This is a genomic window from Streptococcus parasanguinis, assembly GCF_032163505.1.
In the GTDB taxonomy this organism is placed as follows: domain Bacteria; phylum Bacillota; class Bacilli; order Lactobacillales; family Streptococcaceae; genus Streptococcus; species Streptococcus parasanguinis_V.
Map to the genome: position 1 here is coordinate 1149810 of NZ_CP134147.1, position 12034 is coordinate 1161843.

At 41.7% G+C, this 12034-nt stretch carries 8 protein-coding genes; 2 read left to right on the forward strand and 6 right to left on the reverse strand.

Annotation, left to right across the window (positions count from 1 at the left end):
* Positions 1–91: 91 nt before the first annotated feature.
* A complete protein-coding gene (locus tag RIN70_RS05925) occupies positions 92–1030 on the reverse strand; it encodes a CPBP family intramembrane glutamic endopeptidase (protein WP_037607926.1) in 939 nt (312 codons plus the stop codon).
* 262 nt (positions 1031–1292) lie between these two features.
* Between RIN70_RS05925 and RIN70_RS05930 the strand changes: the two genes are divergently transcribed.
* Both RIN70_RS05930 and RIN70_RS05935 read left to right on the forward strand, forming a co-directional pair.
* Positions 1293–3476 (forward strand): amino acid ABC transporter substrate-binding protein/permease, encoded by a 2184-nt coding sequence (locus RIN70_RS05930; protein WP_313790437.1) that lies wholly within the window; start codon positions 1293–1295, stop codon positions 3474–3476.
* Complete coding sequence (locus tag RIN70_RS05935; protein WP_003007564.1) at positions 3476–4216, forward strand: amino acid ABC transporter ATP-binding protein; 741 nt, start codon at positions 3476–3478, stop codon at positions 4214–4216. Before RIN70_RS05930 ends, RIN70_RS05935 begins: the two co-directional genes overlap by 1 nt.
* 374 nt (positions 4217–4590) lie before the next feature.
* Here the strand turns inward: RIN70_RS05935 and RIN70_RS05940 are convergent, their stop codons facing one another.
* From RIN70_RS05940 to asnS, 5 genes are all read right to left on the reverse strand, one after another.
* Positions 4591–6333 (reverse strand): ABC transporter ATP-binding protein, encoded by a 1743-nt coding sequence (locus RIN70_RS05940; protein ID WP_201087721.1) that lies wholly within the window; start codon positions 6331–6333, stop codon positions 4591–4593.
* Complete coding sequence (locus RIN70_RS05945; protein ID WP_201087722.1) at positions 6330–8057, reverse strand: ABC transporter ATP-binding protein; 1728 nt, start codon at positions 8055–8057, stop codon at positions 6330–6332. The genes RIN70_RS05940 and RIN70_RS05945 overlap by 4 nt, the downstream gene beginning before the upstream one ends.
* Before the next feature lie 419 nt (positions 8058–8476).
* Positions 8477–9676, reverse strand: a complete 1200-nt coding sequence (locus tag RIN70_RS05950) for an MFS transporter (RefSeq protein ID WP_201087723.1) — start codon at positions 9674–9676, stop codon at positions 8477–8479.
* 58 nt (positions 9677–9734) lie between these two features.
* A complete protein-coding gene (locus tag RIN70_RS05955) occupies positions 9735–10472 on the reverse strand; it encodes a DUF1003 domain-containing protein (protein WP_173020168.1) in 738 nt (245 codons plus the stop codon).
* Positions 10473–10540: 68 nt separating this feature from the next.
* Positions 10541–11887, reverse strand: coding sequence for an asparagine--tRNA ligase (gene asnS / locus RIN70_RS05960; protein ID WP_070594874.1), 1347 nt, complete (start codon positions 11885–11887; stop codon positions 10541–10543).
* Positions 11888–12034 lie beyond the last annotated feature (147 nt).

Here is a 12034-nt window from a genome sequence, read left to right on the forward strand (position 1 = left end):
CTCATCAATATGTGTTCGACTCAGAAAGCAGACAAACGTCATTTTTGGTGTTTGTCTTTTTCATATATGACTTTCAGACATTACACAGAGGTTAGTCATCAAACTTTTCTTTCCTCTCACCTAAGCGATAGACAATCACTAGGGATACAAGAAGAACCAAAGTAGTGATAATCGATCCTTCTGCACCAAATGCCCCTCCGGTCAACCAATCAGGACCAGATCCCATGCTAAAGCTAAAAATCGAGGCATCTGCGCCCGTACCACTGACTTGAAAACCAAGGAGATTTCCTTGTACATAGTTCCAAGTGCCGTGTTGGGCGACCACTAGCCAGATACTATCCGTATAGATAAAAAGCAGACCAGCCAGCACTCCATCGAGGATGATATTCAGAACGGATAAGAAGGTCACTCCTGCATTTCCCATATGCAGAATGCCAAAGAGACTACTAGAAATCGCGATCGCTAAAGGCAGATTAGTTCTTGCAGCAATCCGAGTCAGAAGCCAACCTCGCGTCGCTACTTCTTCCGTCCCCCCTTGCAGAAGCCAAAATGGAAATAATCCTAGGATAAAAAGCAAGGGCTCTAAACTGAGCTCATTTAACACAAAAGACCCGATGCCACTTACTTGGTAGACAAGCGCGATCACTCCCATTTGAATAAGTGAAATCACGATCCCCCAGACTAGATACTTGAGCCAATTTCTTTTTACAAAGCCTAAGCTTGATAAAGTATTCTTCTCTATGACCTTCACCCAAAAAATAAAGAGAAATAGTATGATTACAAAACTGAAAAGCTCATAATAGAGAAGATAATGGTAGAAAAATTCTTGAATACTTGCTGTCCCATTTCCTGGTGAAAAGAACTCCGCCAGAAAACCTATCACTAAGGAAAATGGTCCCACCAATTCACTACTAAGCCATAGTCCCCCTTCTATAAAGAAGGAGGCTAAAAATACATAGAATAGTGTAGAAATAAGAACTGGCATAGATGTGTTTGTTTTTATATCCTGAATGATCTTTCCTTTCTTCATGATCAACCTCCATTTATCTAATAGGTCCATTGTAGCAAAGAAAATCAAGAGCTGCAATATCGTTTCATGTCAGAAAACCTAACATGACAACTCGATTTTTCTTGCAAAGTAAAGTCTTTTCTGATATAATAGCTTCTGTAGAAAAACATAAGACCATTCATACTCGTTTTGGTATGAATGATTTGTTTTTTTAAGGCCATCCTTTGGTCAATGTGCTCATGGGTCAAATACCCAAAGAGAAAAGAATTAAAAGGAGACAGAAATGAAGAAAAAATTACTAGCATGTTTGCTGTTCTTATTTCCATTCGTTGCATTCGCTGGTCATGCTCATGCTGAAACGATCAAGGTCGTTTTCGACACAGCTTATGCACCATTTGAATTTAAGGATTCAGATCAAACCTATAAAGGAATTGACGTAGAGATCTTGGACAAGGTCGCTGAAATCAATGGCTGGGATTTGGACAAATCCTTCCCAGGATTTGATGCAGCGGTCAATGCAGTTCAAGCTGGTCAAGCAGATGCCATCATGGCCGGTATGACCAAAACAACAGAACGTGAAAAAGTCTTCACCATGTCTGATACTTACTACGATACAAAAGTTGTCATCGCGACTACGAAAGCCGATAAAATCACGAAGTACAGCCAATTAAAAGGGAAGACAGTCGGTGTTAAAAACGGAACTGCAGCCCAACGCTTCCTCGATAAAAACAAGGACAAGTACGGCTACAAGATCAAGACTTTTGATACCGGTGATCTCATGTATAACAGTTTATCAGCTGGTGCAGTGGATGCAGTCATGGATGACCAACCTGTTATTCAATACGCCATCCAAAAGGGTCAGGACCTAGCTATCAATATGGACGGGGAAGCAGTCGGTGGCTTTGCCTTTGGTGTTAAAAAAGGTGGCAATCATGAAAAGTTGATCACTGAATTTAACAAGGCTCTCGCTCAAATGAAAGCTGATGGAACACTTGATGAGATCATCAAGAAATGGACAGGTGAAAGCCAATCATCAAGTAACAGTGCCGTTCCAGAAACAACTACTCCTGCTGGTCAAAAAGCAACTCCTAAAAAATCAAAATATGTAATTTCAAGTGACTCATCTTTTGCACCATTTGTCTTCCAAAATGGAAAAAACAAATACACAGGGATCGATATGGACTTGATCAAGGCTATTGCCAAAGACCAAGGATTTACCATCGAGATTAATAATCCTGGATTTGACGCAGCGGTAAGTGATGTCCAATCCGGCCATGCGCAAGGAATGATTGCAGGGATGACCGTAACAGATGCTCGGAAAGAAACATTTGATTTTTCTGAACCATACTACACAGCCAATTCTATTCTAGCTGTTCAAGAAAGCAGCAAGATTGATTCATATGATGACCTAAAAGGAAAGACAGTCGGTGTTAAAAACGGTACTTCCTCACAAAACTTCCTTGAAGAAAACCAAAAGAAATATGGTTACAAGATCAAAACGTTCTCTGACGGAGCTTCTATGTACGATAGTTTGAATTCTGGTTCTGTCGCAGCGATCATGGATGACGAACCTGTTATCAAATACGCTATTAAACAAGGACGTAAATTCAAAACACCTATCGAAGGAACTCCAAGTGGTCAACTAGCATTTGCCGTTAAGAAGGGTGAAAATCCTGAATTGATCGAAATGTTCAATAACGGTCTTGCAAACTTGAAGAAAAGCGGTCAATACCAAAAGATTCTCGATAAATACCTTAAAGCAGATAGCAAATCAAGTACTTCAAGTACAACAGCAGATGAAACAACGATCTGGGGCTTACTTCAAAACAACTACAAACAATTGTTAAGTGGTTTGGGTGTGACTCTTGCCCTTGCACTTCTCTCCTTCGCCATTGCTATGGTGATCGGTGTTATCTTTGGGATGTTTAGTGTTAGCCCTTATAAATGGCTCCGCTGGACAGCAGAAATCTTTGTCGATGTTATTCGTGGGATCCCACTCATGATCCTTGCAGCCTTCATCTTCTGGGGAATTCCAAACTTGATTGAAACTGTCACAGGTCATCAATCCCCAATCAACGACTTTGTCGCAGGTACCATCGCCCTCTCCCTCAATGCTGCTGCTTATATCGCAGAAATTGTCCGTGGGGGGATTCAAGCAGTTCCGATTGGACAGATGGAAGCCAGCCGAAGCCTTGGAATCTCTTATGGCAAGACCATGCGTAAGATCATCTTGCCACAAGCAACCAAACTCATGCTTCCAAACTTTGTGAACCAATTCGTCATTGCCCTGAAAGATACGACGATCGTTTCTGCGATCGGATTGGTCGAACTCTTCCAAACTGGTAAGATCATCATTGCTCGAAACTACCAAAGTTTCAAGATGTATGCGATCCTTGCCGTTTTCTACCTCGTGATTATCACCTTGCTAACACGATTTGCAAAAAAATTAGAAAAGAAGGTTAACTAATGGCTAAATTAAAAATTGATGTCCATGACCTCCACAAATACTATGGTGAAAATGAGGTCCTAAAAGGAATTTCAACAAAATTCTATGAAGGAGATGTGGTTTGTATTATCGGACCATCCGGTTCAGGTAAATCGACCTTCCTTCGTAGTCTCAATCTCCTCGAAGAAGTTACAAAAGGTCAAATTACAGTTAATGGATATGATCTAACCGATCCAAAAACTAATGTTGATCTAGTCCGTGAAAATATCGGGATGGTTTTCCAACACTTCAACCTCTTCCCTCACATGAGCGTCCTTGAAAATATTATGTTTGCGCCAGTAGAGCACAAACTGATGACCCGTGAAGAAGCTCAAAAAGTCGGGATGGAATTGTTGGAAAAAGTTGGACTCGCAGATAAAGCCGATGCCAATCCGAACAGCCTTTCCGGTGGTCAAAAACAACGTGTGGCTATCGCACGTGGACTTGCCATGAATCCAGATATTATGCTCTTTGACGAACCTACTTCTGCCCTTGACCCTGAGATGGTAGGAGATGTATTGAACGTTATGAAAGAGTTGGCAGAGCAAGGCATGACCATGATCATCGTTACCCATGAGATGGGATTTGCCCGCCAAGTAGCCAACCGCGTCATCTTCACCGCAGACGGTGAATTCCTCGAAGACGGTAAACCAGACCAAATCTTCGATAACCCACAACACCCACGTTTAAAAGAATTCTTGGATAAGGTTCTAAACGTTTAAAAAAATAGTGGTTTTTGAAACATCTAGCAATTTTGCTAGATGTTTTTTAGACCTAAAAAAGCATTTTCAAACCTGAAAATGCTTAGAATGTGGACTAACTATTTTAAAATAAAATAAGTAAAGCGTTTCTAAAAAGGAACAACAATGATTTTCAATTTTTAAAATGAATCAAGAAAATATTGAAACTTTCCGCTGTGAGAAAAGTGCTAGAAACAAATCAGTTTCTAGCACTCGGGAGTTTTGAAACTTTAGGTTCAAAACTAAGTCATGGAACTTCGTAGAAGTTCGCTGACGTCCGTACTCACTTAAGGAAAGTTTTGAATATGTCTTTATCTTCAATCTAAGCATTTTCAAATCTGAAAATGCTTTTCATTCTAACTAACCTGTTGCTGAGCTGTCTGCATCTTGTAGTACACACCTTGCGCTTGCATTAGCTCTTCATGAGTGCCATGCTCAACAATATCGCCATCCACCATGACAAGAATCATATCAGCATTTTGAATGGTCGATAAGCGGTGAGCAATGATAAAGCTGGTCCGTCCCTTCATGAGCTGATTAAAGGCATCTTGAATCAAGACCTCAGTCCGAGTATCGATGGAGGATGTCGCCTCATCCAAGATTAAAATCTTAGGAACTGAAAGGAAAACCCGCGCAATCGTTAAGAGTTGGCGTTGTCCTTGAGACAAAGACTCTCCAGCATCTGAAAGATAGGTATCGTACCCTTGTGGCAACTGCCGAATGAAGAAATCTGCATTGGCTGCTTTGGCTGCTTCTATGACTTCTTCTCTAGTTGCATCTGGACGAGAAAAGGCGATATTTTCATGAATGGTCCCGACCTTAAGCCAAGTTTCTTGCAGGACCATACCAAACTGTTGGCGGTAAGAAGCACGGGTGTAGTCCGTAATTGGCACCCCATCAATCGTGATCTCTCCAGAATTAACAGGGTAGAAACGCATGAGCAAATTAATCAAGGTCGATTTTCCTGCTCCAGTAGGCCCTACAATGGCCACTTTACTGGCGGCTGGAACCTGAATAGTTAGATCTTTAATCAAAGTCCGCCCCAAATCATAGCCAAATGTGACGTGTTCAAAACCAATCGCGCCTTTAACATCCTGACTTTCCAGAACCAGTTGCCCTGTCTCTTCGACCTCAGCTTGATCCAAGACGCTATACAAGCGCTCTGCGCAGGCAAGGGCACTTTGGAGTTCTGACAATACAGAGGAGATATCATTAAAGGGCTTGGTGTATTGGTTGACATAATTGAGGAAGGTCACCAATTGACCAACAGTAAAGTGAGATCCCGAAATAATACGTACAGCACCAAATCCAGCCACTACTGCATAAATCAAGGCATTCACAAAGCGAGTGGCAGGGTTGACAGTTGAGGAATAAAAGACAGCGGATTGGGAATAATTGGCATAGCTTTCATTCGTCCCTTTAAAAGCCTTACGGAATTGATCCTGAGCATTAAAGGACTGGATCAAACTTTCCTGGGTCAAAGACTCTTCGATCAACTGGGTTTGAAGACCACGCGCCTTGGTCTGCTTTTGGAAAAGCGTATAAGAACGCTTGGCAATAAAACGAGCAATCAAGAGAGATAAAGGGGTCAAGACCAGAACCGCCACCATCATAAAGAAATCCAATTCCGCCATCGTCACGATAGTGACAAGAATGGTTAAGAGGCCAACAAAGAACTGGTTAAAGACCATCAGAAGACCACTATTGAGTTGCTCTACATCGGTCGTGAGGCGACTGACGAAGTCCCCGCTCCCTTGTTTATCTAGATAAGACAAGGGCAAGCGGTGTACTTTTTCCATCACTTCTGCTCTTAGGCTTTGGCTAAAACGATAGACCAATTGATTGTATAACAAGGGATTGATCCATTGGATCAAGGTATTGGCCACAATGACCAGAACCATTTGGATCAAAACAGGCCTTAAGACTTTCATCCCTTGAGGATTAATGACCAAGTCAACCGCATGTCCAATCAGGATCGGTAACCAGACTGTTAAGGCCACTTGAGCGATGGTTCCGAGACTAGCTAGAATCAGGAGCCCGGGATGGTGAGCAAAATCTCTAAACAGACGTTTTACATAACTAGAACGTTTTTGACTCATGCTTCCTCCCTCCCGTGTTGTGAATAATGAATTTCTTGATAAATCTCATTGGTAGACAAGAGGAAATCGTGATTTCCCAGTCCAACTTGATGTCCCTTGTTCAAGACCAAAATCTGATCAGCAGACTTGAGACTATTGGTTCGTTGAGATACTAGGATCAAACTCGTATCACTCAATTCTTCTTTAATCGATTTTAAGAGACGTGCTTCCGTCAAATAATCCAAGGCAGAGGTCGAATCATCCAAAATCAAGAAAGGAGCCTTCTTCAAAAGGGCACGCGCAATGGTCAAACGCTGACGTTGCCCACCTGAGAAATTTCGACCAAAGGCTTCCACTTGCTCATCGAGTTGTCCTTCTTTTTCACGGACAAAATCAGCCGCCTGAGCTGTTTCTAGGGCCCACCACAAATCATTATCCGATAGATTTTCTTCCATCCCTAGTAAGAGATTCGAGCGGATAGTCCCTCTAAAGAGCTCTGCCTTCTGTGGGACAAGAGCTACCCACTCCCGCCACTCCTTAAGAGTTTTAGGAGAGTGACCTTGATGAAAGAGGGCTAATTTTCCCTGACTCACGGCATACAAATGACTCAATAACTGAACCAGGGTGGACTTCCCAGATCCTGTACCACCGATAATTCCCAACATCTGTCCATGATCCAGATCAAAGGAAATATCTTCTAAGGCTGGGCTTGAAGCCGTTGGATAAGTGAAAAAAACTTTCTGGGCGCTAATCGCTTCTTGCTCTCTTGCAGTTTCTACTGGCAAAGCTTCCAAGAGGTCTTCTTCCTTCAAATCGAAAATCTCTTGCACACGCTTGGCTGAAATATAGCTGACATTTAAAGACGTGACCAGCATCGCGAGTTTGATCAATTCTGTTAAAATTTGTAATAAATAATTGACCAAAGCGACCAACATCCCTTGGGTTAAAAGACCAGCAGAGATATTCAATTGTCCTTGCCAAATGACACAAACCAAGGTCGTATTGACCACAAGGAAGGTCAAGGGACTGACCAAACTAGACCAGATACCAGCGCGAATTTGCCAGATCTTGTAGTCCTGATTGACCTCTCTAAAGTCCTCTAATTCACTAGACTGTTGTCCAAAGGCCCGAATCACCCGCATCCCTTGAAATTGCTGACGCGTCACTGTGACCATTCGGTCTGTGATTTTCCGGATCTTGGCAAAAAGAGGATTGACAATCCGAGACATGATCACAATAATCAAGGTTAAAATCGCCACCATCCCCAAGAACCAAAGGGTTAGTTTAGGACTGATGGTGAAAGCCATGATGATAGAACCAAAGACAATAATCGGTGCTCTCAAAAAGAGGCGCAAGAATTGGTTGATCCCAACCTGAATTTGATAGGTATCAGAAGTGAGACGGGTTACCAAACTAGAAGTCCCGATCCTATCGCGCTTGTCCTTTGGAAGTGATAAGATCTTCTCATACAAATCCTTGGTCATCTCGCGGGTAAAGCCGACAGCTGCTTTAGAAGAAAAATACTGGGCCGTAATAGCTACGACGACACCAAAGCTCGCAAATAAAAACAAAACACCGACCGTCATCACCACTGCGCTCGTTTCCTTTTTCGGAATGACCTGATCGACTAAGTGGGCGATGATTAAGGGGACACACAATTCAAAAATAGCTTCTAAAAGCTTAAACACGGGCCCTAGAAAAGTTTCCCATAGATAGCCCTTAAAATACTTCAATAATGATTTCATACAACTCGATTCTTTTTAAATAGGATATACCTATTTTACCACAATTATAACTGACAAAAAAACTCTCCCTGCCAAGCAGAGAGTATGAGAACGTAGACAAACTGCTCTTTTATACAAATTAATTAACTTCTATAAAGATAAAATAATTTTATTTGTTAGAGCTATTCAATCATCTACTGAAACTTTCCGCTGTGAGAAAAGTGCTAGAAACACTATTGTTTCTAGCACTCGGAATTATTGAGACCTTAGGCTCAATAATTAGTCATGGAACTTCATAGAAGTTCGCTGACGTCCGTCCTCGCCTAAGGAAAGTTTCTAAGATGACTTTGTCTTCAATCTTACTATTCCTACATAGCATAGAAGGATTGTTCAGTTTTTCTGCTATTTAAATCTTGTTAGACTCAAGAACCCTATAAGTTTTATTCAGTCTTTGTCACATCGCTTAAGGTCTTGCCCATTCTCCCTAAACCAATCAGTAAGAGAGGGAAAGATAGGAATGTTATAAGGCCCAGCACAAGAAAGACTGCTACAAATCCACAAGTATCGATCAACCAACCAGTCAGTGGGAAAATGACAATCATAGATAGACTAAACATCATGGAATTGATACTCAGCATGGTTGCTCGCACACTGGAAGGCAGATAAGCTTGTAAATCATTGTAGTAGATGGGTTGATAAACGGCATAAAGGACATTGGTCAAGAGATAGACACTCAGATAGGCAAATGGAGTCTTTAAACCTACCAAAAGCAAGGTCAACCCTGTCAGTGCAACCAGAATCGGAAAGACTTGATTACTATTCCATTTTTTCCCGATTTGACTAGCCAAATAAACCGCCAGGAGATTGAATCCACTACCAATTAACATGATGAGCGAAACTTGCCAACTAGCCAAGTCGCTGATTTTCTGTTGGTAGTAATAATAAAACATACACATGATGGTCCCTACCAACTGATAGGTGAGCATCCAGTAAAACAAGACTGGTTTATCCTGCCATTCTTGTTTCACTACCTCCAATATCCGCTTTAAGGTCAAGTGACATCGTTCATCACTCTTGCTCTCTGGCTCCTTCATGAGAAAAATCAAAAGAATAGAAATCAAGGATAGCCCGATAGCAATATAATAGGTCCAAGCCAATGCTCCGTGAATAAAGAAGCCTGCCACCACTGTTCCTAAAGTTCGGGTGACTTCGGCCACACCAGACAAAAAGCTAGAAATCTGAAGATAACGGTCCTTTTGGCCCGCTTCCACCGCTGAATCAAATAAGAAAGCCGTACTGGTCCCCGAGTCAAAATTATAAGACCAAGCATTGATTATCATAGCAATGGCATAGATCCAAAAATTCCCCTGACCAAATAAAATCAAGATAGAAGATCCAATACTGGACAAGCGAGCCAAATAGAGATTGGTCTTGTAGCTAAAGCGATCGGCCAACATACCAGATGGGATCTCACATAAAAGGCTCGTCCCATGAAAGATACTCTCTAATAAACCAATCTGAAGCAAAGAAAGACCATTTTGAATAAAAAAGAGAATCCAAAAACTGGTGATTCCAAAATAAGATGTAAATTCCAAACCTGCTAGGAGTGAAATATTGCGTTTGTAAGTTCTTTTAAACATTGTTTTTCCTCTTTCAATAGATTATATGAGTGTTTCTAAAAGACTTACTTAGAGTTGCCTACATTTTCTCCACCTCTTTCATTCTTTCTTGATTCAGTTCTTGACGCAATTGGGTCACTTGATTAGACAAGGATACCAACAATTCGGTTTGCAACTTTTGAATTTCCAGTAAATCCGTCTGGTCTTGTTGCACCATATGGTCAATTTTCGTATGCAGTAAGCGAATTTCCCGTTCAGACTCCATATTGACGTTAAAGTCATTTCGCGCTTGCAGGCGATCATAATCTGCTGCCCTGTTTTGGCTCATCATGATCAAAGGAGCTTGAATCGCCGCAATCGTAGAAAGTGCTAGATTCAGCAAGATGAAAGGATAAGGGTCAAAATTCCAGCCAAAGGGATGCAAGACATTGATCAACATCCAGATAGCCATCATCATGATGAAGCTAATAATAAAGGTCCAAGAACCACCGAAGCGCGCAACCGAATCCGCCACACGCTGACCGAAGGTATAGCTGGCTGTCAAGCGGTCTTCAACGTTAAAGGGACGCTCGCTTTCGGGCATGACAGCTGTTACCTGCTGTTTAATCGCATCATTTTTATCATTGGCACGATCAATAATCTGACCTAGATAATCCATACAATATTGGCTCAAATTTTTATAGGTGATAAAATCATCCATTTGACTTTCCGGGTAGGATGACTTGAGCATCTGTTGAATGGAATGGTCTAGATCCGCAATCAAAGATCCTTGGCCTTCTTCGTATTCTTTCCCATCGATGATGTCTTTTTTCAGCATTGAAATTCCTTTCATAGTTTTTTGAAGCAGATAAAAGTGAAAAACGCCTAATGGCGTTTTTACGTCTATTAAGGTTTGATACGATGCAACATACGTGGGAACGGAATGGCTTCACGAATGTGTTTTGTACCAGCCGCGAAAGTGACCATCCGTTCAATCCCAATACCAAATCCACCGTGTGGAACTGTACCGTATTTACGAAGGTCAAGGTAGAATTCATACTCTGTACGATCCATGCCAAGAGATTCCATCTTCGCAACAAGGGCGTCGTAGTCTTCCTCACGCATAGATCCACCGATGATTTCTCCGTAGCCTTCTGGTGCGAGCAAGTCTGCACAAAGCACGCGATCTGGGTTCCCAGGAACTGGCTTCATGTAGAAGGCCTTGATATCTGATGGGTAGTTGATCACAAAGGTTGGTAGACCAAAGTGATTTGAAATCCATGTTTCATGTGGTGAACCGAAGTCATCTCCATGTTCCAAATGCTCATAATCCGCATCTTCATCATTTTCATGCTCTTGCAAGAGATCAATGGCTTCATCATAAGTGATCCGTTTGAATGGTTCCGCAATATAGCGTTTCAAGAGCTCAGTATCACGCTCCAATGTTTCCAAGGCTTGAGGAGCACGATCCAAAACACCTTGAAGAAGGGCTTTTACATAAGCTTCTTGCAAATCAAGTGACTCATCGTGTGTCAAGTAAGAGTACTCCGCATCCATCATCCAGAACTCAGTCAAGTGACGACGAGTTTTTGATTTTTCAGCACGGAATACCGGACCAAAGTCAAAGACGCGACCAAGGGCCATAGCACCTGCTTCCAGATAAAGCTGACCGGATTGGCTCAAGTAAGCTGGAGTACCGAAGTAATCTGTTTCAAACAATTCAGTTGAATCTTCCGCCGCATTTCCTGAAAGAATTGGGCTGTCAAATTTTATGAAGCCATTCTTATCAAAGAACTCATAAGTTGCATAGATAATGGCATTACGGATTTGCATGACAGCGACTTGTTTGCGTGAACGCAACCACAAGTGGCGGTTGTCCATCAAGAAGTCTGTTCCGTGTTCTTTTGGAGTGATTGGGTAGTCTTGTGATTCACCAATGACTTCGATGTCTGTAATATCCAACTCGTAACCAAATTTAGAACGCTCGTCTTCTTTGACAATACCAGTCACAAACACTGATGTTTCTTGGCTCAAGCGTTTGATGGTGTCAAATTTTTCAAGCCCCACTTCTTCGCCGAATTTTTCGATAAAGTTTGGTTTGAAAGCTACACCTTGGAAAAAGGCAGTCCCGTCACGCAATTGCAAAAAAGCAATTTTTCCTTTACCTGATTTGTTGGCCACCCAAGCACCAATGGTCACTTCTTGACCAACATAGTCTTTTACTTCGATGATAGTAATCCGTTTTGTCATCATTCATCTTCCTTTTCTCGTTAAACTTGTCCGAAGACATTATCTTCTTAATTGTATCATAAAAAGGCTTTCAGTGCTAGGCTCTACCTGTGAAAACCAGATTTTTTTTAAAGAAAAAGATCCTCAGCTCATTACTAAGGATCTTGTATT